This window comes from Paraburkholderia sp. BR10872 (assembly GCF_040965835.1).
Classification (GTDB): Bacteria; Pseudomonadota; Gammaproteobacteria; order Burkholderiales; family Burkholderiaceae; genus Paraburkholderia; species Paraburkholderia nodosa_A.
Map to the genome: position 1 here is coordinate 19,229 of NZ_JBFRCN010000034.1, position 22,163 is coordinate 41,391.

Here is a 22,163-nt window from a genome sequence, read left to right on the forward strand (position 1 = left end):
TCGGGACCAGCCTAGCCGTTGGCCTTCGCGACCGCGCGCGCCGCGAGCACCGGGATGAGGTGCGCGCGATAGGCCGCGCTCGCGTGCAGGTCGGTGTTGAGGTCGTCGGCGGGCATCTTCACCGCGCGTGCGGCTTCGGGCGCGAAGTTCGTCTTCAGTGCGCTCTCCAGCGCACCCGCGCGAAATACCGAAGGCCCGGCGCCCGTGACCGCCACGCGCACCTCCCCGGCGTACTTTGCGACGAACACGCCCGCGAGCGCGAAGTGCGAGGCCGGATTGCGAAACTTCTCGTAGGCCGCGCGTTCGGGCACCTGGAATTCGACGGACACGATCAGCTCGTCGGGTTCCAGCGCCGTTTCGTACATGCCGAGGAAGAAGTCGTCCGCTGCGATGCGCCGCCGGTCCGTCACCACCGTCGCGTTCAGCGCGAGCACCGCCGCGGGATAGTCGGCGGCCGGATCGTCGTTCGCGAGCGAGCCGCCGAGCGTGCCGAGCGCGCGCACCTGGCGGTCGCCGATCATGCCCGCGAGGTCCGCGAGCGCCGGCAGCGTGTTGCGGATCTGAGCGTTCTCGGCGACGTCGGCATGGCACACGGCCGCGCCCACTTTCACCACCTTGCCGTCCACCTGCACGGCTTTCAGCTCGGGAATGCGCGTGACGTCCACGAGCGTGGTGGGCTGGGCGAGCCGCAGCTTCATCGCCGCGAGCAGGCTCTGACCGCCGCCGAGGAATTTGGCGTCGGCGTCGGCGGCGAGGGCTTTCACGGCGCCTTGCGCGTCGCTGGCGCGCTGATAGTCGAATGCGTACATGGAGCGCCTCCGCTCAAGGTTGTGAAGTGGCCTGCGCGGCCTGGATCGCTTGCCATACACGATGCGGCGTGGCCGGCATCTGCAGGTCCTTCACGCCTAGCGGCGCGAGTGCGTCAAGAATCGCGTTGATCACGGCGGGTGGCGAGCCGATCGCGCCGGCTTCGCCGCAGCCCTTCACGCCGAGCGGATTGTGCGTGCACGGCGTGCCTTTCGCGGTTTCGACCGTATACGAAGGCACATCCGACGCGTGCGGCATCGCATAGTCCATGTACGAGCCGGAGAGCAACTGGCCACTCTCGTTGTCGTACACGCACTGCTCGAGCATCGCCTGGCCGATCCCCTGGCCGAGACCGCCATGCACCTGGCCTTCGACGATCATCGGGTTGATGACGTTGCCGAAATCGTCCACCGCGGTGAAGCGTTCGATACGCGTCTCGCCCGTCTCGGGATCGACTTCGACTTCGCAGAGATACGCGCCCGACGGATAGGTGAAGTTGGTCGGATCGTAGAACGCGCTTTCGTCGAGGCCGGGTTCCAGCGTCTCCAGCGGATAGTTGTGCGGCACGTAGGCGGCGAGCGAGATTTCCGCGAAGGTCTTCGTGCGGTCGGTGCCCGCGACGCGGAACACGCCGTCGGCGAACTCGATGTCCTCCGCGCCCGCTTCGAGCATGTGCGCGGCGATCTTCTTCGCCTTCGCCTCGATCTTGTCGAGCGCCTTCATGATGGCCGAGCCGCCCACCGAGATCGAGCGCGAGCCATAGGTGCCCATGCCGAACGGAATGCGGCCGGTGTCGCCGTGCACGATCTCGACCTGTTCGATCGGCACGCCGAGGCGATCGGCCACGACTTGCGCGAACGTCGTCTCGTGGCCCTGGCCGTGACTGTGCGAGCCCGTGAACACGGTGACGGAACCGGTCGGGTTCACGCGGACCTCGCCGGCTTCGAAGAGGCCCGCACGCGCGCCGAGCGCACCCGCGATGTTCGACGGCGCGAGCCCGCATGCCTCGATGTAGCACGAGTAGCCGAGACCGCGCAGTTTTCCCTGCGCCTTCGATGCGTCGCGGCGCGCGGCGAAGCCCTTCACGTCGGCGAGCTCCAGTGCGCGCCCGAGACAGGCTTCGTAGTCGCCCGTGTCGTAGGTGAGGCCAACGGGCGTGGCATACGGGAAGCTCTTGATGAAGTTGCGGCGGCGGATTTCGGCCGGGTCGATGTTCATCTCGCGCGCGGCCGTCTCCACGAGACGTTCGACCACGTAGGTCGCTTCCGGACGCCCTGCGCCGCGATACGCATCCACGGGCACCGTGTTCGTGAACACGGCCTTCACCTCGGCGTAGATCGCGGGCGTGGTGTACTGGCCCGCGAGCAGCGTGGCGTAGAGGATGGTCGGCACGCTCGAAGCGAACGTCGAGAGATACGCGCCCATGTTCGCCGTGGTGTGCACGCGCATGGCGAGGAACTTGCCGTCCTTGTCGAGGGCGAGTTCGGCCTTGGTCACGTGGTCGCGGCCGTGCGCATCGGAAACGAAGGACTCCGATCGTTCGGCGGTCCACTTCACCGGCCGGCGAATTTTCTTCGCGGCCCACGTGAGCGCGACATCTTCGGCATACAGAAAGATCTTCGAGCCGAAGCCGCCGCCCACGTCGGGCGCGACGATGCGCAGCTTCGTTTCCGGCAGCCCGAGCACGAACGCGGCCATCAGCAGGCGCTCGACGTGCGGGTTCTGGTTCGCCACGTACACGATGTAGCTGTCGTCGTGCTGCGAGTAGCTCGCGTTCACGGCGCGCGGCTCGATGGCGTTCGGTATCAGCCGGTTGTTGACGATGTCGAGCGTCGTCACGTGCGCGGCCTGTGCGAAAGCGGCGTCGGTCGCGGCCTTGTCGCCGTGGCCCCACGTGTAGCAGGTGTTGTTCGGCACGCCGTCGTGTACGAGAGGCTGGCCGGCGTCGGCGGCATGCGCCGTGTCGACGGCGGCAGGCAGCTCTTCGTAATCGACCTCGACCAGTTCGGCGGCATCCTTCGCGGCCTTGACCGAATCGGCGATCACGAGTGCGACCTGGTCGCCGACGTGGCGCGCTTTCTCGTGCGCGATCACGGGATGCGGCGGCTCGTTCATGGGCGTGCCGTCGATGCTGTGGATGAGCCAGCCGCACGGCAGGCCGCCCACGTTTTCCGCGGCGAGGTCCGCGCCGGTGAAGACCGCCACGACGCCGGGCGAGGCCTTCGCGGCATTGACGTCGATGCGCTTGATGCGCGCATGGGCGTGCGGCGAGCGCACGAACACGGCGTAGGTCTGTGCGGGCAGCACGACGTCGTCGGTGTACTGGCCGACGCCGGTGAGGAAGCGGAAGTCTTCCTTGCGCTTGACGGGTGCGCCGATCATGCGATTGGGTTCGGGTGCGTTCATGGTGGCCTCCCGAGTCACGCCGTCGTGGCGGCAGCGGGGGCGCCGGTGCGCATTGCCTGCGCGCCCGCGGCCACGGCCTTCACGATGTTGTGATAGCCCGTACAGCGGCAGAAGTTGCCGTCGAGTCCTTCGCGTATGTCGCTTTCCGTGAGGTCGGGATTGGCGGCGGCGAGCGCGGTCGCGCACATCACCATGCCGGGCGTGCAGAAACCGCATTGCAGGCCGTGGCATTCGCGGAACGCGGTCTGCATGGGATGCAGCTCGCCATTTTTCGCGAGGCCTTCGATCGTCGTCACCTCCATGCCGTCGCACTGCACCGCGAGCTGGTTGCACGACTTGATCGCGCGGCCGTTCAGGTGGACGGTGCAGGCCCCGCATTGGGCAGTATCGCAGCCGACGTGCGTGCCGGTGAGACGCTGCTGTTCGCGCAGGAACTGGACCAGGAGCGTGTGAGGTTCGACCTCGGCGGTCACGGGCGCGCCGTTGACCGTGAGGCTAATACTGATCGCCATTGATTGTCTCCAATGTCGACCGGAGCACGGCGCTGCGTGTGGCTCCGGTCCCATGCCAGATGATGGGATAGAGACCTGCCTGGGCCCGCTTTTTTACACTGAATCGACCGCCATAACCGCCCGTGGGAAAACTCGCCCGTTTAACGCGTTGCGCCTCAACGCGCGCGCAACGCACGGCGCCACGCAAACCACGCGGGGCGCTTCGGGCGGATCGAACCATTGCGGGTGGAGCGGAATCTGGGTCCGGCTGGTGCCTTGCTGTTCAGTGAAGCCTGGGGTGACGCCCGGACAGTAAAGCACAATTTGCCGAATTTCGCTGCGCGGAGTTTTACCCTCCAGAATGCTTGCGGCCAGCAAAAAAAACGGCCCGCCTCGATGACTCGGGCGGCCCGTTGCGTTGCAGTGCAGCGATGAGTCACCGCGAGATCACGCGCATCAGTCGTGATGCACGTGCTCGTGCGGTGCGTGCGCGAGACGCGAATGGCGACGCGAGTAGCCGAAGTAGACGATGAGGCCGAACGCGGTCCAGACCAGGAACGCGACCCACGTGAGCGGCTGGAGATTGATCATGAGGAACAGGCACGAAGCGACCGCGAGAATCGGCACCACGGGCACACCCGGGCAGCGGAACGCGCGCGGCAGGTGCGGGTGCGTACGGCGCAGGACGAGCACGGCGATCGACACCATCGAGAAGGCGGCGAGCGTGCCGATGTTGATGAGTTCGGCGAGCACGTTCAGGGGCACGAGCGCGCCGATCAGACCAAAGAAAATGCCGACGAGCCAGGTCGTGAAGAACGGCGTGGCGAAGCGCGGATGCACCTTCGAGAGCTTCGCGGGCAAGAGACCGTCGCGCGACATCGCAAAGATGATGCGGGTCTGGCCGTAGCTCATCACGAGGATCACGGTGAGCATGCCGAGCACGGCGCCCAGATCGATGAAGCCCGCGACCCAGTTTTCGCCCGCCACCTGCAGCGCGAACGAGACCGGGTGGCCGACATGGGCGAAGCGCGGCGAGGGCACGATGCCGGTCACGACCGCCGCCACGGCGACGTAGAGCACCGCACACACGGCGAGCGAGGCGATGATACCGATGGGCAGATCGCGCTTGGGGTTCTTTACTTCCTCGGCGGCGGACGACACCGAGTCGAAGCCGATGAACGCGAAGAACATCACGGCCGCGGCGCCGAACACGCCGCGCCAGCCGTTGGGCATGAACGGATGCCAGTTCGCGGGGGTCACGTGGAACACGCCCACGGCGATCACGAGCAGCACCACGGTCACCTTGATCGCCACCATGATGTTGTTGATGCGCGTGGATTCACGCACGCCCACGGAAAGCAGCCCCGTGATCGCCATCATCACGAGGAAGGCGGGCAGATTGAAGAGCGTGTGCACGCCGGGCACGGCGCCGGGCGCGGCCGAGAGCGCGGCCGGCAGCGTGAGGCCGAAGCCCGAAAGCAGCGACTGCAGGTAGCCCGACCAGCCCACCGAGACTGCGGAAGTGGCGAGCCCGTACTCGAGCATCAGGTCCCAGCCGATCACCCACGCGGCCAGCTCGCCGAGCGTGGCGTACGAATAGGTGTAGATCGAGCCGGCCACGGGAATGGTGGAGGCGAACTCGGCGTAGGCGAGCGCGGCGAAGCAGCAGGCCACGGCCGCGATCAGGAACGCGATCATGAGCGCCGGGCCGGCCTGCACGGCGCCGGTGCCGGTCAGCACGAAAATGCCGGTGCCGATGATCGCGCCGATGCCGAGAAAGGTGAGGTCGAGTGCGCCGAGTGCTTTTTTCAGGCCGGCGCCCTGGGCGCTTGCCTGCAACATGTGCTCGACGTTCTTCTTGCGAAAGAGGGACATTTGGCGGGGAACTCCACGTAAAACGCGCGAAGGCGAGGAGCTGGAGCGGTGGTTGACCCGTGGTTGACCCATGATTGACCTACGCCCGCCTGCGCCGGCTTCGCGTGCCGGATGCCTTTGGGGGAAACCCTAAATTTTAGCGGAACTCGCGCGCGAGACCGGTCGAGCAGGGTCGGAAACGTTCGTTTGACGCGGACGATTCCGCCGCAATCCGCGACGCCCGCGCGCGATCCTTGCGGGGACCCGCGCAAACGGCGAGATTCATTTCCGGATCAACGGGTTGTGGCGAAAGGCCGCCTTGATGCCGCAGGGGCGCCGCAACGTCAGGCGTTGACGGTAGGCGAAAGGTCGACGAGCCGGTTGCTCATCACATAGAAGGTCAGCTCGGCGTTATTGGTGAGCTTCATCTTTTCGAGCAGGCGCGTGCGGTAGACGCTCACCGTCTTCACCGATAGCGAGAGCGCGTGCGCGATGTCGGTGAGACGCTTGCCCGAGGCGAGCATGCACAGCGTCTGGTATTCGCGGTCGGAGAGCTTCTCGTGCGGCAGTTGCTCGCCGTCCACCAGCACGTAGTCGGCGAGTGCTTCGGCCATGGCCGGGCTGACGTACTTGCGGCCCGCGGCGACCTGCTGGATCGCGGAGATCATCTGCGCGGCGTCCACCGTCTTCGACAGATAGCCGGCCGCGCCCGCCTTCAGCGCGCGCACCGCGTATTGATCCTCGCGATACATCGAGAACATCAGCACTGGCACGCGCGGCGCCTTTTTCTTGGCGCGCTTGAGCACCTCCACGCCATTCATGTCCGGCAGCGAGATGTCGAGCAGGACCACGTCGCACACATGCTTCGCGATCGCGGCCAGCGCCTCGGCGCCCGTTTGCGCTTCGATCACCTCGGTGGCAATGCCACGGTCGAGCAGCAACTGGCGAACGCCCTGGCGCACGACGGCATGGTCATCGACGAGCAGGATGCGATGGGTCATGAGCGGGCGCCTTGTTTCATGAGGAGGGGCGAGGCGGAATGGGCGGCGCCGAGCAGCGCGTCCCAGGCGAAGCGCGCGCGCACGGTCGTGCCGCGCGGGGCGGCTTCCTGTGGTGCGTCGTCGTGGTGCGCGTGCGTGATGCCGCCCTTGACGGCGCGCAGCGAGCCGCCGAAGGCGGCGCAGCGCTCGCGCATGCCGGCGAGGCCGTAGTGGCCGGAGCGGCTCGCGCCTTTGGCTGTGCTGTCGTCGCCATGACCGTTCGTCAGGCTGCGGCGCGTGCGGCCCGCGGCGTGCGCGAGGCCGATGCCGTCGTCGGCGATGGTGAGCGTGAGGTGGCGCGCCGTGCTTTCGAGCCGCACCTCGGCGCACGTGGCCTGCGCGTGGCGCGCCACATTGGCGAGCGCCTCCTGGGCGACGCGGAACACGGCGAGAGCGGCCTCGGCGGGCAGGCGGGCAAGGCGCGCGTCGTCGCCGGCGCCGGCTACGCTTGCGGCGAGGCCCGTGCGCGCTGCGAAGCTGTGCACCCACGACGAGAGCGCCGGTGCCAGGCCCGCGTCGAGGTGCGGCGCGTGCAGGCCGTCGAGCACCTGGCGCATTGCGCCGGTGGCGGCTTCGAGCGAGCGGGCGACGAGCGCGAGCGCCTCGGCGCATTGCGGCGGGGCATTGGCGGGCAGCCAGGTGTGGACGTTGGCGAGCGCGAAGTGCGTGGCGGCGAGTTCCGCGCCGACGCTGTCGTGCAGGTCGCGCGCGAGCTGGTGGCGCACGGCTTCGTCGGCGTGAATGGACTGGGCGGCGCTGCCGTGGGCAAGCGTGCGGCTCGCGCGGCGGCGTGCGCCGCGCGCTGGCGCGGCAATCTGCCGATGTGCGCGCTCGAGGCCTTCGAGCGCGGCCACCGTGGCCGCCTGGTCGGCGGCAGCGGACCAGGCGAGGAGGGCGAGGCCGTCGACGCCATGAGCGGCGCGCGGCGCATCGCCGGCGGGCGTGCGCGCGTTCGGCGCGGCGTATCTCGACGTATCCATCATTCCCCCGTTCAGGAACCGGTTCCTGCTGTCAGACGTCCGTCGGGATTTGGCTTCCCCGCGTGACGGCGAACAGCACGGCGCAGCGTAACGAAATTTACAACCAGTAACAACCTGGCTCTGCCCCTGGACACGTATGAGTGTGTCCAATGTTGCGTTGCGATAATATCTTAAAAAAAGAAAAACTTCAGGCTGGGCAAGGGTTAGCGGCCAAACTTCAGGTGTAGCATGAGGTCGCAGCGCTTTGTCATGTAGGAAAAATACTGACAGGAAAGGTATCGCATTTGTGTGACAACTGTAACTGCGTCAACGACAAAATACAGGGCCAATTAAAAATGCGCAGGCGAAAAAAAACCGGAGCACGAGGCTCCGGTTCTTCTTGCCGCGAGCGACCTGAGGTGGGCGCTTAACCGACGAACGCCTTTTCCACCACGTAGTGACCCGGCTGGTTGTTGCTGCCTTCCGTGAGGCCGGCCTTTTCCAGCAGATCGACGGTGTCGCGCAGCATGTGCGTGCTGCCGCAGAGCATGATGCGGTCGCGCTCGGGCGAGAACGACGGCAGATCGAGGTCTTCGAACAGCTTCTTCGTGTCGATCAGCTCGGTGATCCGACCGCGGTTGTCGAACACTTCGCGCGTGACGGTCGGGTAGTACACCAGCTTCTCGCGCACGATCTCGCCGAGGTATTCATGCTCGCGCAGTTCTTCGGTGATGAAGTCCTTGTACGCGAGTTCGTCGACGAAACGGCAGGTGTGCGTGAGCACGATCTTGTCGAAGCGGTCGTAGATGTCCGGGTCTTTGATGATCGACATGAACGGGGCGAGGCCCGTGCCGGTCGAGAGCAGCCACAGCACCTTGCCGGGCAGCAGGTTGTCGGCCACCAGCGTGCCGACGGGCTTCTTGCCGATCAGCACCTTGTCGCCGATCTTCAGGTGCTGCAGGCGCGACGTGAGCGGGCCGTCCGGCACCTTGATGCTCAGAAACTCCAGATGCTCTTCGTAGTTCGCGCTCGCGAGCGAGTACGCGCGCATCAGCGGCTTGCCGTCCACTTCGAGGCCGACCATGGTGAACTGGCCGTTATCGAAACGCAGGGCCTGGTCGCGCGTGCAGGTGAAGCTGAAAAGCGTGTCGGTCCAGTGATGGACGCTCAGAACGGTTTCTTCGGTGAATTTGCTCATGGTTCCTGAAGTGCGAAACAAGCGCCGCCTGACTGCGGCGATCCTGCCGGCCTGCTGTCCAGTACAGCGTAGCTTTGACGATATGCCCGGGACCCGTCGGCCTGGCTTTACGCCACGGCAGGCAAGTCCCTGTTGTTTTGCCAGTTTGCCCCGCTGCGAACGGGGCGCAATCCGCTATTTTACCGCGCTCGCGCCGCAAGGACCCGGTCGATCCTGCTTGTCGATCTGCCTGGACCGGGTTGGGTCCGCTGCGCGGCAAGGGAGGGTGGCTCGCTGCGGCGGTGTGCTGGCGTCCGCGCGCGGGCGCAACACGCTTTCGCGGGGACGGCTGGCGACGGCAAAAGGGGGCGGCGGGTCAAACTTCACCCGGCCTCGCGGGCCGGAGCGGAGCTTGCCAGGACCCGCGAGAGCGGGTTCTCCTGCTGCTGGCGGCACGCGCCGGATTGCGAAAACGCGATCGGCTTGTGCGAATTTTCCGCTAAATGATACCGGAAGGTCTGACAGCCCGCAGCATTGACCCTGCTGGCGGGGCTGTTTCGGCGCGGGTTTTAGGCGCCGATGCGCGCGCAATGGCGCCATTTTCGACGCTGCAGCGGTGCTGCGACGGTGCGCCGCGGCGCGCGAGACAGCGTGGCGAAGTAATGCATCTGAGGAGACCTGACGAAACGCGCGGCGCGCGCGACGCGACATATTAGCGCGGGCTTGCACGCGCCGTGGGCCGCGATCGGGGGAGTGGCGCGCGGATGCTTCGGTGGAACCGCGCGCCGCCATTGCTGCCTGGTGCGTCAGTCTTCGAGCCGCAGGCGCGCCATATACGGCAGATGATCGGAGAGCCAGGCGGTCTCCTGCGCGGGCTGGATCAGCTCGACGGGCTTGAGGCCCCGGACGAACATCTTGTCGAGCGCGAGCGCCGGCGAAAAGGCCGGAAAGGTGCGCGCCGGCTCGCCGAGCAGCGTCGCGACTTCCTGCAGCCCATGCTCCGCGAAAAGCGGCACGGAATCGTTGCGCCAGTCGTTGAAGTCGCCCGCCAGCACGAGCGGCCCCTGCGGCGCCTCCTTCACGATCCAGTGCGCGATCCAGTTCATCTGCCGCAGCCGCGCGCTGCGGGTGAGCGCGAGGTGCGCGCACAGCAGCGTGACGGACTGGCCGGCTATGTTTGCGCGCGCAACGAGCAACCCGCGCCGCTCGAAGCGGTGCGCAGAAATGTCCCAGCGTCCGCCCAGATCGAGCGGATGCGGCGAAAGAATCGCATTGCCGTGCCGCCATGAAGGCTTGAACACGTTGGGCCCGAGGGCGATCTGCAATTCGAGCGCGGTGGCGATTTCGGTGGCCTGGCAGTGCCAGACGTCGTCGAGCGGGTCGCCCAGCTGCGCGCCGAAGGCCGAGGCGAGCACCGGCTGCGGCAAGCGGCGGGCCATCGCTTCCTGGAGAAACCAGGCGTCGGCATGGGTGGACTGCACCCAGCGCCGCATCGCCTCCCAGGCCTCGAAGCCCAGCGGCGAGCGGCCCTTGTGCAGATTCCAGCTCACGGCGACGAAGTCTTTGCTCAGTGAGGTGTCGATGAGCGGTTGTTCGGGATTTCGCATGCGTTTTTTTCTAACGGATTGGGTCACGCCGGGTCGTGCATTGAATCGGTGCGGTCACTGTGCGGATGCGGACGGCGGCGCGAGCGTTGCGCGTACCCGGTACGCAAGCGAGGGGTTCTGGTCGACGATCTGCCAGGTCACCCACTGCCCATCGGGCACGATCAGGCCCGGGTGGCTCGCGTTCACCTGGCGCGGCTGCGGTGGCAGCCGGCAGCCTTCGGGCGTAGTCGGCACGGTGTCGTTCTCGAGGGTTTCCTGCGCGTCGACCGACAGGACGACCAGGTTCGCACGAACCTGCAGCGGCGAAACGGTGATCGTGCGCGACAGATCGATGCTGCCGGCCGGCTGATCCTTGCAGCCCACGCGGTGCGAGACGACCTTGTGATGCGTGTCCGTGTGCGCCTGGCCGATCGAGGTCGTGCCATTGAACGCGTCGATTTGCTGGCCGTCGCGCATCACCTGCAGCTCCCACTGGACAGCGCCCTGCGTGACAGGAGCGGGCGCACCGGCGGTCCCGGCGGGTGCAGTGGGCGGCGGCGGGGGCGGTGGCGTCACGGCGCGTGAGGTCGGCGGCGGGGGAGGCGGAGGTGGCTCCGCCGGCGCTTGCGTGCCCGGCAGGATGGGCGGCTCCGAAGGCGTCGTATAGGCCGGCTGCGCCGTTGTTTGCGCCAGCGCGCACACGCTCGTTCCGGCGAGGGCGGCTAGGAGCAGCAGGGCAAGGCAATGTTTCCACAACTTCATATAGGTGGCTCCGTGCACGGCGCCGCGCGAGGCGACAGTGTCGGCAACGCTACGGCGGGGCGGGTACGTTCTGACCATCGATCCTATACCGGGTTCGCAAACGCCGGACCGCAGCGGTTCATCAGAGATGGGGGCGCGGCAGGCGCGCTTCAACCATCGCGCGCCGAGTGATTGATTATTGAAGCGCAACAAACATAAATATGTTGGGGTGTTTTGGCGAAAATTGTTGTCGTGGCTGCAACGCTGACTTGTTCCTTATCGGGATGGCTTTTCGATAGCCCGTGTTTACACTGGCTTCCACGCGCCCAACGCGTTGTTCGGATTCCGCCGGCTGGCCAGCATCGGTTGCAAAGCTTGCCGGGCATCGTCTCGAAGGAGCATCGCCATGAAGCAGTCCGTTACGCTTGCTGTCCTGCTGGTCAGCGCCGCCACCGCTCTTGCCACTGCGCCCGCATTCGCTGGCGGCGATGCGGCGACGCCGGCGGTTCAATCGCTTCCCGTCGCGGCGGTCGCCACGAACGCCCCGAAGACGCGTGCCGAGGTGAAGGCCGAGCTGGCCAGCGCCCGTGCTCACGGTGAACTGAGTCTGGACCCGAATTCGCCGGCTTATCCGCAGCAATACGCGATGGGCGGCTATACCGCGCCTCGCGAGCAGGCCGCGGGCTTTTTCCGCGCACACAACGTCGCCAACTGACGCTTCGGCGCATGCGCGCCGACAGCCCTGCTCTGTTCCCTTCCGCTCTTTCCTTGCGAGAGTCTGGCGTAGCCTCCCCGCCGGGCGGCGTACAATTTTTGTCAGGCGGCGGCGTGCGTAGTGCGCTGCCCACCCCATGGCAGAGAGGATCGCGGTGCGGCCGGCTTGCCTGCCGGCGCTGCGAAGGCGGGATGCAGGGACATGGACCAGATCGAATGCGTGGTGATCGGCGCGGGCGTGGTCGGCCTCGCCGTTGCGCGTGCGCTTGCCGCGCGCGGGCGCGAGGTGATCGTGCTCGAAGCCGCCGAGGCCATCGGCACCAGCACCAGTTCGCGCAATAGCGAGGTGATTCACGCCGGGCTCTACTACCCGCGCGGCTCGCTCAAGGCCACGTTGTGCGTGCGCGGGCGCGAAATGCTCTACGAGTACTGCGCGTCTCACAATGTCACGCACGCGCGCTGCGGCAAGCTGCTCGTCGCCACGGCGGCGAACCAGATTCCGCAACTCGAGGCGATTCGGGCGCGCGGCAAGGAAAACGGCGTGTTCGACCTCACGCGTATCAGCGGCAGCGAGGCGCTCGCGCTCGAACCGGCGCTCGAATGCGTCGCGGCCGTGTACTCGCCGCAAACCGGTATCGTCGACAGCCATCAGCTCATGCTCGCGCTGCAAGGCGACGCGGAGCGCGACGGCGCCGTGATCGCGCTGAAGTCGCCGGTCGAGTCGATCGATGCGCTGGGCGGCGGCTTCACGGTGCGAACCGGCGGCGACGCGCCGATCGACATTCGAGCCACCTGCGTCATCAATAGCGCAGGCCTCTATGCGACGAAGCTCGCCAAACGCATTCGCGGGCTCGACGCGCGCCATGTGCCGCCGTTCTATCTGGCGCGCGGCAATTACTTCAGCGTTTCGGGTCGGGTGCCGTTCTCGCGCCTCATCTATCCGATGCCCAACGACGCGGGCCTCGGCGTGCATCTCACGCTCGATCTGGGCGGCCAGGCGCGCTTCGGCCCCGACGTCGAATGGATCGATGCGGTCGATTACGACGTCGATCCCCGCCGCGCCGATTCCTTCTACGCGCAGATCCGCACCTACTGGCCGGCGCTGCCCGATGGCGCACTGCAGCCCGCTTACGCGGGCATCCGCCCGAAGCTCTCCGGGCCGGGCGAACCCGCCGCCGATTTCATGATCCAGGGCGCGGCGTCGCACGGCGTGCGCGGCCTCGTGAACCTGTTCGGCATCGAGTCGCCGGGGCTCACGGCTTCACTGGCGATCGCACAGCGCGTGTGCGAGATGGCTTCGTTCGATTGATCGGGCTTTGCGCCCTTCTTCCGCCGAGCGGCATCATGCCGCTCACTTATCTCCAGCATTGCAGCGTCACCGGGGCTTGCTTCGTTGTTAAGCTTCTTCGCGACGCCGCCACCAGAGCGGCTCAGAGGCATGCGCGGCACGCGCCACACCCTGGCGCCGCGCGAAAACCCAGCGAACGAATCGCCACAATACTGGAGTGAGTCATATGAAATCGTCCCGCCGCAGCTTTCTGATTACGAGCATCGGCGTCGCTTCGACGCTCGCGCTTTCGCGCCAGGCCTTCGCCGACGCGCCCAAGGCTGCCGAATCCGATCCCACCTCCCAGGCGCTCGGCTACAAGCTCGACGCGACCAAGGTCGACCGAGCGAAGTTCGCAAAGTACGCCGCCGGCCAGGACTGCAGCAACTGCACGTTCTACCAGGGCAAGGCCACCGACGCGTTCGCGCCGTGCCCGATGTTCGGCGGCAAGCAGGTCGCGGGCAAGGGCTGGTGCAGCGCTTATAACAAGAAGGCGTGATGGAACGGTGCGGGCACTGCAATGCGTAGACCCCACACGCTTCACTGCCCGCGCACGTCGTTCATGAAAGCGCAGGCGCGCTAGCGCCGCGCCTGCAGCAACGGCGGCCGACGGTTGAACCACGGGCGCGCCGCCTCCAGTTGCGCCGCGAGGCGCAGCAACAATGCGTCGTTGCCCTCGCGTGCGGCGAACTGAACGCCGATCGGCAGCCCGCGAGCGTTCCACGCGAGCGGCACCGACATCGACGGCTGGCCGGTCAGGTTGAAAAGCTCCGTGCAGCCGGCCCACGCGAATGCCTTGTTCGAGGCTTCGGTCAGCAGCTTTCTCATCAGCACTTCCACCGGCATGGCCGTGACCGCGCGCATCTGGATGCGCTCGCTCTGGCTTGGCTTCAGTTCGCCGATTTTCACCGGCGGTGCCGCGAGCGTCGGGCACAGCAGCACGTCGTAGCGCTTCATCAGGTCGGCGAGCTGCGCCGTGATGCGCTGCTGTACGTCGAGCGCCGCGGGCAGCTCGCGCTCGCCGAGCTTCTGGCCGATGTGCGCCATGGCCCAGGTTGCGATCTCGAACTCCCGGCGGTGCGGCTTCGTGCCCGTGATGTCGTCCGCGTGCAGCACGTACTGCTCGGCCACCACCGACCACAGCATCAGGAACGCCTCGCGCGCCTGTGCGTAATCCACGGGCAGCGAAAACGGCTCCACGCGATGGCCGAGCGACGTGAGCAGTTCGGCGGCATCGTCGAGCGCGCTGCGCACTTCGGGCGCGAGTGTGTCCGCGAACATCGGCTCGGTCAACAGCGCGATGGCGAGCGGCTTCGAGCCGTCGAGCGGGGCGCGCGCGGCGGCGAGGAAGGTGCCGGGCGCGCCGGCAGGCAACGCGGGGTCGCCGGCGATCAGGTCGAGCATCAGCGCGCTGTCACGCACGCTGCGCGACACCGCGAGATCGACGCCGAGTGCGCCGGGCGGGGGCGGCACGTCGGACGCCGGCTGGAACGCGCGCGACGGCTTGAAGCCGAAGAGCCCGCAGCACGACGCTGGAATGCGGATCGAACCGCCACCGTCGGACGCGTGCGCGAGCGGTACGATGCCTGCCGCGACCGAGGCGGCCGCGCCGCCGCTCGAGCCGCCGGGCGTGTGATCGAGGTTCCACGGGTTGCGGCAGGGGCCGAACAGCTCGGGTTCGGTATAGGGCATCTGCCCGAGTTCCGAGGCGCTGGTCTTGCCGAAGATATTCAGGCCCGCGGCGCGAAACCGCGCAACCACGGGCGCGTCGGCGGTGGGAATGTAGTGGCGGTAATGACGGCTGCCAAGCGTCATCCGCAGCCCGGCCACGGCCGCGCCGAGGTCCTTGACGAGAAACGGCACGCCGGCGAGCGGTCCTTCGCTCAGCGCGCTCACGCCGTTGCCGGACGCCTCGATGCGCCGCGCGCGCTCGCGCGCCGCTTCATAGTCCTTGAGGACGATGGCGTTGATCGCGGGATTGGCGGCTTCCGCACGGGCGATGGCGGTGTCGAGCAGCTCGCGCGCGCTCACCTCGCGGCGGCGCACGAGATCGGCGAGGCCGATGGCGTCGTATTCCAGATAGTCGGATTGCAAGGCGCGCACTCCTCGTCGTCGGGTTGGGGCCGGGCTTGAGCGATACGGCTACGCAAGGAGTGTAAGCGGGCGGCGCGCCTGCGGGGTTTGTCGTTGCGCGCGCATCGATGCAGCGACGCGTGCGCAACGACGGCCGGGCGACAACCGTCGTTGCCGCCCGAAGGGTATTACAGATGCTCGGCCAGGAAGCTCAACGTGCGGCCGTGCGCGAGCGCCGCAGCGTGCTGGTTGTACGAGGCGCGCACCGAGCAGTTGAAGCCGTGATCGGCGTTCGGGTACAGGTGGAACTCGGCGTTCGGGCGGCCCGCGAAGCGCTCCTTCACCTGGCCCACCGCCGAAAGCGGAATGCCGTGATCGAGTTCGGCGTAGTGGAAGAGGATCGGCTTGGTGACCTTGTCGGCGAGATCGAGCTGATTCTGGATGCCGCCGCCGTAGTAGGACACCGCCGCATCCACCGAACCGCTGGCGGCCGCGAGGTAGGCAAGACGGCCGCCGAAGCAGTAGCCGATCGCCGCGACCTTGCCCGTGCACTCGGGCAGCGCGCGCAGCGCAGCCGCCGTCGCGGCGATGTCCTCGACCACGAGGTTGACGTCCGTCTTCTGCATCAGCGCGATGCCGCGATCGCGGTCCGCGCCCACGTAGTCGAGCTCGACGCGAGGGGCCGCGCGCCAGAACACGTCGGGGGCGATCGCCACGTAGCCGTCGAGCGCATATTGCTCGACGACGTCGCGGATGTGCCCGTTCACGCCGAAGATCTCCTGCAGGATGACGATGCCCGGACCCTTGCCGCCCCTGGGCAGCGCGAGGTACGCGCCGAAGCTGTCATTGCCGGCGGGAATGTCGATCCATTTGGTCGAAACGCTCATGTTGTTTCTCCGTCTTCATAATGAGACATGCGACGCGCCGCAGCGCTCAGGCAGGCGGCTCGCACACTGCCCGCGGCGCGTCGCGAAATCGGGGAGCCAGTTTGCCATAGGCCCTTGAACCTCTGCAGCGCACGCCACGGTAAACGCGTTCTCGCAAGCGGATCGTAATGATCTCGATTATTCATTTTTCGGGCAGGAGGGCTTTGGCTAGAGTCGGTAGCGATTGCATCGTCATCGCTCATTCAGCCATACAAGGATCGCCTCATGAGTTCTACTCCCGCGTTGCGCACGTCGCCCGACTTTTCCACGCCGTTCAGCCGCCGCTTCGGTTTGCGCCTGCCGCTCGTGCAGGGGCCGATGGCGGGCGGCCCGACCACGCCCGCGCTCGTCGCGGCGGTGTCGAACGCGGGCGGGCTCGGTTTTCTCGCCGGGGCGGCGCTCGTACCCGAAAAGATCGCCAGTGAAGTCGCCGCGATTCGCGCGCTTACCGACAAGCCCTTCGGCGTGAACCTGTTCGTGCTCGACCCTGCGAATCCCGACGAAGCCACCGTGCGCCGCGCACTCGAGGCGATCGATCCGGTGGCGGCCCGGCACGGTTTGCCGCCCGGTGAGGCGCTCGCACGTTACGCGCCCGACTTTCGCGCGCAACTGGACATGGTGATCGAGCTGCGCGTGCCGGTGGTGAGCTTCACGTTCGGCCTGTTGCCCAAGTCCGACGTCGCCCGCCTGCATGCGGCTGGCAGCTACGTGATGGGCACGGCCACCCATGTGGCCGAAGCCCTCGCGTGGCGCGACGCGGGTGCGGATGCGATCGTCGCGCAAGGCGCCGAAGCGGGCGGGCACCGCGGCACGTTCATCGGCGAGGCGCCGCACGCGCTCATCGGCACGATGGCACTGGTGCCGCAACTCGTCGATGCGGTCGATGCACCAGGTGCGGTCGGCCTCCCGGTCCTGGCGGCGGGCGGCATCATGGACGGGCGCGGCATCGTCGCGGCGCTCGCGCTGGGCGCGCAAGGCGTGCAGATGGGCACCGCGTTTCTCGGCTGCGCGGAAAGTGCGATTCCCGCCGACTGGAAGGCGCGGCTGCGTGCGTCGACGGATACCGCGACCTCGGTCACGCGCGCGATCACCGGACGCCACGCGCGCGGCATTCGCAATCCGCTCATGCAGCAGCTCGAGGCTCGGCCCGAGACGGTCGCGCCGTACCCCGTGCAAAACGCGCTCACGCAGCCGTTGCGGCAACGCGCGGCGCGCGAGAACGACGGCGATTATCTGTCGCTGTGGTCGGGGCAGGGCGCACCGCTTTCTCGCACGCGCGAGGCCGGTCTCGGCGCCGCGCAAATCGTCGCTGCGCTCGATGCCGAATGGCGTGCTGTGTCAGGCAAACTACCCGGCAAACTGAGTCACGACGCGTGAGGCAGGTAGCCGCATGAGAGGCGAGTCCGCAACGCATCGGCGTGCAAAATTAATCGAATGCTTACTTGAACCGGCACGCGCAAAAAAGTGCGTTCCGGGCGTCCGTGCGACTCGCAAACGTTATCGCGAATGGGAGGGGTTTTCATATGGTCGCACGGCACCCTGGTGTATTCCCGGAACGCGTGCACTAACACACCAATAACTCCCGTCAAATAATCCAAAAAACGATTCGCGCGGGACCCCTCAGGGAATCTCCCAATAATTGGATCCAAAGTCCGGATGCCTTATTACATAAGGCTTGCGGTCGATTGATCAGGGTTTCGAACTGTTCTTGCAGTACGCATATTGGTACTCGCACCAATATCTGAAAAAAGTCCCCCAAATTAATTTGATCACCTACACTTGCGCGCAAGTATGGATGGGCGGCCCGCCATGAACGGACCATTCGCCATGCTGGCCAGGTGCATCAAGGATGCATCCTGCGTGGTCGTCCGCACGGGGAGCGACACGTTCGGGGCGCGGGAGCACTGGGCGATTACGTAGCTTTTGGGTTCGAAACTGGAGACTTACATGACTATCAAGCTTCACAAGCTGTTGCCGATCAGCGCTGCGGCCATTATGTTCGCGTCGTTCGCAACGGCAGCGAGCGCAGACGTTACGGTCAAGATTGGCCACGTCGCGCCGCTTACGGGTGGGATTGCGCACCTCGGTAAAGACAACGAAAACGGCGCACGTCTCGCAGTCGAAGAGATCAACGCGAAGGGCCTCATGGTCGGCGGCCAGAAGGTCACGCTCGTGCTCGACGCACAAGACGACGCAGCTGACCCGCGCACGGCCACCCAGGTCGCGCAGAAGCTCGTCGACGATAAAGTCGTTGCCATCGTCGGCCACCTGAACTCGGGCACGTCGATCCCGGCATCGAAGATCTACAGCGATGCAGGCATCGTTCAGATCTCGCCGTCGGCCACGAACCCGGCCTACACGCAACAAGGCTTCAAGACGACCTACCGTGTCGTGGCGACCGACGCCCAGCAGGGCCCGGCGCTCGCGAACTACGCGGCGAAGAACCTGAAGGTCAAGACCGTTGCCGTGGTCGACGACTCGACGGCTTATGGCCAGGGTCTCGCGAACGAGTTCGAGAAGACCGCCAAGTCGCTCGGCATGAACGTGCTGTCGCATGACGCGACGAACGACAAGGCCGTGGACTTCCGCGCCATTCTGACGAAGATCAAGGGCGAAAACCCCGACGCGATCATGTACGGCGGCATGGATGCCACCGGCGGCCCGTTCGCCAAGCAAGCCAAGCAGCTTGGCCTGCGCGCGAAGGTGCTCGCGGGTGACGGCGTCTGTACCGACAAGCTGGCCGACCTCGCCGGCGACGCGACCGACAACATCGTGTGTTCGGAAGCCGGCATGGCGCTCGAAAAGATGCCGGGCGGCAAGGAATTCGAAGCCAAGTTCGAGAAGCGCTTCGGCCAGCCGATCCAGATCTACGCACCGTTCACGTATGACGCTGTGTACATCATCGTCGACGCCATGAAGCGTGCGAACTCGACGGATCCGGCAAAGATCCTCGCCGAAATGCCGACGACGGACTACAAGGGCGTGATTGGCGAGACGACCTTCGATTCGAAGGGCGACCTCAAGCACGGTGTGATCTCGCTGTACAACTACAAGTCGGGCAAGAAGTCGCTGCTCGACGTCGTGAAGATGTAATTCGCGCTTAGCGCGTACTTACCCATTTCGCTCACGCGATTGGAAAAGCCCGCAGGTTTCGGCCTGCGGGCTTTTTTTCGTTTGGGGCTGCGCGTGACGCAGTTATCGATGCGCTTTCAGATCCCCAGCCGCCGCAGCACCTTCGGCCCCGCAAACGCCACGAGCGCCGCGCACAACGCCACCACGGCGAGCCCGACCGTGAGGTTGGTCACCTGCGCGATGCCGCCGATCACCACCGGCCCGAACAGCAAGCCGAAATAGGCGATGCCCGCGACGTGCGCGAGCCCTTCGGCCGCGTGGATACCTTTCACGCGCGCAGCGGCCGCGAACAGCACCGGCATCATGTTGGCGAGGCCGAGCCCCATCAGCGTGAAGCCCGTGAGCGCGGTGAACGAGAACGGCAGCAACAGCGCGCCGATCATGCCCGCGCACGCGAGCGAGGCGCTCGCCATCACGAGCTGCGGCGCGCCAAAGCGCGCGCGCACGGCGTCGCCGGCGAAGCGCGCCGCGGCCATGCCGCCCGAAAACGCCGCGTAGGCCGCGCTGGCTAGCGCAGGCGTGGAGAGCACCACGTCGCGCATGTAGACCGTGGCCCAGTCGTACATCGCGCCTTCGGCGATCAGGGCGATGAGCGCGATGGCGCCTAGCGCCCAGAGCGCGGGCGTGCGCCAGCGGTTGCCGGTTTTCGCGTGCTCGCCGTGCGTAGCGTGCGGCACGTGCGGCAGGACAGCCGGGCACGAGACGAACAGCACGAGCGCCGCCAGCGCCGAAGCGAGAAAGAGATGCAGCGCCGGCGCCATGCCGCGCGCGAGCAGAGCGCCGCCAATCGCCGCGCCCGCCATGCCGCCCAGGCTGAACATGCCGTGCAGCCCCGACATGATCGGCTTGGCGACGGCTTCTTCCACGGCGCTCGCTTCGGCGTTCATGGCGACGTCGAGCGTGGCCATGCCCACGCCAAAAAAGGCGAGCACCACGATCAGCATCCAGTAATACGGGACCACCAGGATCAGCGCGCCGCACACGGACATCGTCAGGCCGCCGGTGAGACAGGCGCGGCGCGAGCCCACGCGCGCGATCCAGCCGCCGATCGTCGTCATCGCGGCAATAGAGCCGCCCGCGACCGCGAAGAGCGCGTAAGAGAGAAGTGCCGGGCTCAGATGAAACTTGTCGCGCACGGTCGGCACGTGCACGCCCCACGACGCGTACATCATGCCGGCGACGAAAAAGAGCGCCATGGTCGCGATGCGCGCGCGATGACGCGTGGCGGCGGGCAGCGCCCGATGGTGGGCGGCTGGGCTCGCAACGGCGAGGGCGGGGTCGGTCGGTCGGTCGGACACGGGGATTCCGGGCAGAAGGAAGGGAAGGGACCAGGAAGGCGCCTGAAAGCAAACGATGATTCTAACGAAGGTGCGACTGGCCTGTCGCAGCGCGTTGGCCGGGCCGGCTGCTCTAATATCAGGAGCATCCATCGTTCGACTCGAGGACGCGCCCTTGAAGATTCCCGCTCACGCCCCGCTGCATCTGCTGCACCAGGCGCCTGTCGGCACGCTCGCCACGCACTCGCGCGAGCCGCGCGGTTTTCCGTATCCGACGCTGCTGCCGTTCGCGCCCGACGCGCAGCACCGTCCGGTGATCCTGGTGAGCCGTCTGGCCGAGCACACGCGCAATTTGCTCGACGACCCGCGCGCGGGCTTTCTCGTCGCGCACGCACCCGACGCCGACGTGCTGAACGCCCCGCGCGCCACGCTGCTCGGCCGCTTCGAACCGGTCGCGCCGGTCGATTCAGCCGCCCACGAAGCGAGCGAGGCCTTGGCGCGGCGCTACGTGCGCTATCACCCGGACGCCGAGCGCTATCTCGCACTCGGCGACTTCACCTTCTGGGTCATGCACGTCGAGCGGCTGCGTTATATCGGCGGGTTTGGCGCAATGGGCTGGATGGACGGCGCCGACCTCGACGCGCTCCCCCCGCTCGCTCCCGCCGACGAAACCACGCTGATCCGCTTTTTCGAAACGCACCCCGCCCGCCGAGCCGGACTGCATCTCGCAGGCGTGGATCGCTACGGCGCCGATCTCGTGATCGACGGCGCCCGCACGCGCTTTGTTTTCGATGCGCCACAGTTTGATTTGCAATCCTTGCATGCGGTGCTAGCCGACTGCATTGAGCGCCATACGCAATGACGGTTTATTCCGCCCATGCGGGCGTTGTCCGCCGTCCTATATAGCGCGTCGCCTCATGCTGCTTAGCAGCAACCGGTTTCTATCCCCGTTGATTGGCTCAAAGTTGTCATGCGATGAAATGTTTGACGTATTTCAACGCATTTAATGTTCATCCGCTGCTAATTATGAGATGTGGATTTATCTGGCAAAAGCGGGATTTAGTAAAAATACCGATTTGCACGAAATGACAATGAGTTAGAGGCTTGCTGGAAGGCGCGGGATTGGAAATCTGGCTTTAATTATTTTTATTGCTTACACGCAACCCGCCATTCAAATCTGTGTTAATCTCGCCACCGATTTCCGAGGCACGCATCTATCAATCGGCATACTGACGCGAGATCAGTAGCCATTAAGATCAAACCACAAGGGCACCTATGTCTTCCTACAAGGAACTTCTCGCTCAGCGAGAGAAGCTGGAAAAGCAGATTGAAGAGGCGAAGGCTCGCGAATATGCCGAGGTCCTCGATGAAATCAAGCAGAAAATGGCCGACTACGGCATTACCCTGGCAGAACTCGGTGGCGGCCGCGCCAGCGCCAAAGCCGCGAAGGCGGCCAGCCGTTCGCGTGCGAGCGTTGCGCCGAAATACCGCGATCCCGACAGCGGCAGCACGTGGTCGGGCCGTGGCAAGCCGCCGCGCTGGATCGCCGGTCAAGACCGCGATCGTTTTCTGATCCAGAAGTAAATCAACTTGTCAGCGGCGCGTTTGAACGCGCTGCGCATGAGTGAAAGCAGGAGCGGAGTCGGGCGAGGT

18 protein-coding genes and 1 pseudogene are annotated in these 22,163 nt (G+C 66.2%); 7 read left to right on the forward strand and 12 right to left on the reverse strand.

The genetic code is table 11. The features are described from left to right. Positions 1-11: 11 nt before the first annotated feature. From AB4Y43_RS24430 to AB4Y43_RS24470, 9 genes and pseudogenes are all read right to left on the reverse strand, one after another. Complete coding sequence (locus tag AB4Y43_RS24430; RefSeq protein WP_069265218.1) at positions 12-809, reverse strand: xanthine dehydrogenase family protein subunit M; 798 nt, start codon at positions 807-809, stop codon at positions 12-14. A gap of 13 nt (positions 810-822) precedes the next feature. Then, positions 823-3,213 carry a xanthine dehydrogenase family protein molybdopterin-binding subunit gene (locus AB4Y43_RS24435; protein ID WP_368728962.1) on the reverse strand — a complete coding sequence of 797 codons (2,391 nt, stop codon included), beginning with the start codon at positions 3,211-3,213 and terminating at the stop codon, positions 823-825. A gap of 14 nt (positions 3,214-3,227) precedes the next feature. Then, positions 3,228-3,725 (reverse strand): (2Fe-2S)-binding protein, encoded by a 498-nt coding sequence (locus AB4Y43_RS24440; RefSeq protein WP_069265216.1) that lies wholly within the window; start codon positions 3,723-3,725, stop codon positions 3,228-3,230. A 435-nt stretch (positions 3,726-4,160) separates the two neighbouring features. Next, entirely contained in the window at positions 4,161-5,579 is a 1,419-nt protein-coding gene (locus tag AB4Y43_RS24445) for an amino acid permease (protein ID WP_069265215.1), read from the reverse strand. Between the two features lie 323 nt (positions 5,580-5,902). Continuing rightward, a complete protein-coding gene (rqpR, locus tag AB4Y43_RS24450; protein WP_069265214.1) occupies positions 5,903-6,559 on the reverse strand; it encodes a response regulator transcription factor RqpR in 657 nt (218 codons plus the stop codon). Beyond that, positions 6,556-7,578: a sensor histidine kinase gene (locus tag AB4Y43_RS24455; RefSeq protein WP_368728963.1), complete on the reverse strand. Its 1,023-nt coding sequence runs from the start codon at positions 7,576-7,578 to the stop codon at positions 6,556-6,558. The genes rqpR and AB4Y43_RS24455 overlap by 4 nt, the downstream gene beginning before the upstream one ends. Positions 7,579-7,984: 406 nt before the next feature. Next, positions 7,985-8,755 (reverse strand): ferredoxin--NADP reductase, encoded by a 771-nt coding sequence (locus AB4Y43_RS24460; protein WP_069265213.1) that lies wholly within the window; start codon positions 8,753-8,755, stop codon positions 7,985-7,987. A gap of 785 nt (positions 8,756-9,540) precedes the next feature. Beyond that, on the reverse strand, positions 9,541-10,341 hold the full coding sequence (locus AB4Y43_RS24465; RefSeq protein WP_069265212.1) for an endonuclease/exonuclease/phosphatase family protein: 801 nt from the start codon (positions 10,339-10,341) through the stop codon (positions 9,541-9,543). Between the two features lie 54 nt (positions 10,342-10,395). After that, positions 10,396-10,818, reverse strand: a pseudogene (locus tag AB4Y43_RS24470) (hypothetical protein); the annotation flags it as partial. Positions 10,819-11,467: 649 nt separating this feature from the next. Between AB4Y43_RS24470 and AB4Y43_RS24475 the strand changes: the two are divergent. The 3 genes from AB4Y43_RS24475 (at position 11,468) to AB4Y43_RS24485 (ending at position 13,601) form a co-directional block, all read left to right on the forward strand. Beyond that, positions 11,468-11,776, forward strand: coding sequence for a DUF4148 domain-containing protein (locus tag AB4Y43_RS24475; RefSeq protein WP_069265211.1), 309 nt, complete (start codon positions 11,468-11,470; stop codon positions 11,774-11,776). 201 nt (positions 11,777-11,977) lie between these two features. Beyond that, a complete protein-coding gene (locus tag AB4Y43_RS24480) occupies positions 11,978-13,084 on the forward strand; it encodes an NAD(P)/FAD-dependent oxidoreductase (protein WP_069265210.1) in 1,107 nt (368 codons plus the stop codon). 205 nt (positions 13,085-13,289) lie between these two features. Beyond that, on the forward strand, positions 13,290-13,601 hold the full coding sequence (locus AB4Y43_RS24485; RefSeq protein ID WP_069265209.1) for a high-potential iron-sulfur protein: 312 nt from the start codon (positions 13,290-13,292) through the stop codon (positions 13,599-13,601). A gap of 80 nt (positions 13,602-13,681) precedes the next feature. Here AB4Y43_RS24485 and AB4Y43_RS24490 read toward each other — a convergent pair whose 3' ends face one another. Together AB4Y43_RS24490 and AB4Y43_RS24495 are read right to left on the reverse strand one after the other, a co-directional pair. Then, complete coding sequence (locus AB4Y43_RS24490; protein WP_069265208.1) at positions 13,682-15,196, reverse strand: amidase; 1,515 nt, start codon at positions 15,194-15,196, stop codon at positions 13,682-13,684. A gap of 167 nt (positions 15,197-15,363) precedes the next feature. Next, complete coding sequence (locus AB4Y43_RS24495; RefSeq protein WP_069265207.1) at positions 15,364-16,062, reverse strand: dienelactone hydrolase family protein; 699 nt, start codon at positions 16,060-16,062, stop codon at positions 15,364-15,366. Between the two features lie 264 nt (positions 16,063-16,326). Here AB4Y43_RS24495 and AB4Y43_RS24500 point away from each other — a divergent pair, with 264 nt between their 5' ends. Then, positions 16,327-17,478: an NAD(P)H-dependent flavin oxidoreductase gene (locus AB4Y43_RS24500; protein ID WP_368728964.1), complete on the forward strand. Its 1,152-nt coding sequence runs from the start codon at positions 16,327-16,329 to the stop codon at positions 17,476-17,478. 570 nt (positions 17,479-18,048) lie between these two features. After that, positions 18,049-19,194, forward strand: coding sequence for a branched-chain amino acid ABC transporter substrate-binding protein (locus tag AB4Y43_RS24505; RefSeq protein ID WP_342949610.1), 1,146 nt, complete (start codon positions 18,049-18,051; stop codon positions 19,192-19,194). A 116-nt stretch (positions 19,195-19,310) separates the two neighbouring features. On the opposite strand, the gene AB4Y43_RS24510 is transcribed toward AB4Y43_RS24505, so the two are convergent. After that, the gene (locus tag AB4Y43_RS24510; protein WP_368728965.1) at positions 19,311-20,531 is read right to left on the reverse strand and encodes an MFS transporter; all 1,221 of its coding nucleotides are present in this window, start codon (positions 20,529-20,531) and stop codon (positions 19,311-19,313) included. Between the two features lie 154 nt (positions 20,532-20,685). Between AB4Y43_RS24510 and AB4Y43_RS24515 the strand changes: the two genes are divergently transcribed. Together AB4Y43_RS24515 and AB4Y43_RS24520 are read left to right on the forward strand one after the other, a co-directional pair. Next, positions 20,686-21,372 (forward strand): HugZ family protein, encoded by a 687-nt coding sequence (locus AB4Y43_RS24515; RefSeq protein ID WP_368728966.1) that lies wholly within the window; start codon positions 20,686-20,688, stop codon positions 21,370-21,372. A gap of 413 nt (positions 21,373-21,785) precedes the next feature. After that, complete coding sequence (locus tag AB4Y43_RS24520; RefSeq protein ID WP_069265202.1) at positions 21,786-22,094, forward strand: H-NS family nucleoid-associated regulatory protein; 309 nt, start codon at positions 21,786-21,788, stop codon at positions 22,092-22,094. The last annotated feature ends 69 nt before the right edge of the window (positions 22,095-22,163 follow it).

Bases quoted from the DNA above. Each gene is read 5' to 3' on its own strand.
- AB4Y43_RS24430 (WP_069265218.1), bottom strand. From the start codon at position 809: ATGTACGCATTCGACTATCAGCGCGCCAGCGACGCGCAAGGCGCCGTG.
- AB4Y43_RS24435 (WP_368728962.1), bottom strand. From the start codon at position 3,213: ATGAACGCACCCGAACCCAATCGCATGATCGGCGCACCCGTCAAGCGC.
- AB4Y43_RS24440 (WP_069265216.1), bottom strand. From the start codon at position 3,725: ATGGCGATCAGTATTAGCCTCACGGTCAACGGCGCGCCCGTGACCGCC.
- AB4Y43_RS24445 (WP_069265215.1), bottom strand. From the start codon at position 5,579: ATGTCCCTCTTTCGCAAGAAGAACGTCGAGCACATGTTGCAGGCAAGC.
- rqpR (WP_069265214.1), bottom strand. From the start codon at position 6,559: ATGACCCATCGCATCCTGCTCGTCGATGACCATGCCGTCGTGCGCCAG.
- AB4Y43_RS24455 (WP_368728963.1), bottom strand. From the start codon at position 7,578: ATGGATACGTCGAGATACGCCGCGCCGAACGCGCGCACGCCCGCCGGC.
- AB4Y43_RS24460 (WP_069265213.1), bottom strand. From the start codon at position 8,755: ATGAGCAAATTCACCGAAGAAACCGTTCTGAGCGTCCATCACTGGACC.
- AB4Y43_RS24465 (WP_069265212.1), bottom strand. From the start codon at position 10,341: ATGCGAAATCCCGAACAACCGCTCATCGACACCTCACTGAGCAAAGAC.
- AB4Y43_RS24475 (WP_069265211.1), top strand. From the start codon at position 11,468: ATGAAGCAGTCCGTTACGCTTGCTGTCCTGCTGGTCAGCGCCGCCACC.
- AB4Y43_RS24480 (WP_069265210.1), top strand. From the start codon at position 11,978: ATGGACCAGATCGAATGCGTGGTGATCGGCGCGGGCGTGGTCGGCCTC.
- AB4Y43_RS24485 (WP_069265209.1), top strand. From the start codon at position 13,290: ATGAAATCGTCCCGCCGCAGCTTTCTGATTACGAGCATCGGCGTCGCT.
- AB4Y43_RS24495 (WP_069265207.1), bottom strand. From the start codon at position 16,062: ATGAGCGTTTCGACCAAATGGATCGACATTCCCGCCGGCAATGACAGC.
- AB4Y43_RS24500 (WP_368728964.1), top strand. From the start codon at position 16,327: ATGAGTTCTACTCCCGCGTTGCGCACGTCGCCCGACTTTTCCACGCCG.
- AB4Y43_RS24505 (WP_342949610.1), top strand. From the start codon at position 18,049: ATGACTATCAAGCTTCACAAGCTGTTGCCGATCAGCGCTGCGGCCATT.
- AB4Y43_RS24520 (WP_069265202.1), top strand. From the start codon at position 21,786: ATGTCTTCCTACAAGGAACTTCTCGCTCAGCGAGAGAAGCTGGAAAAG.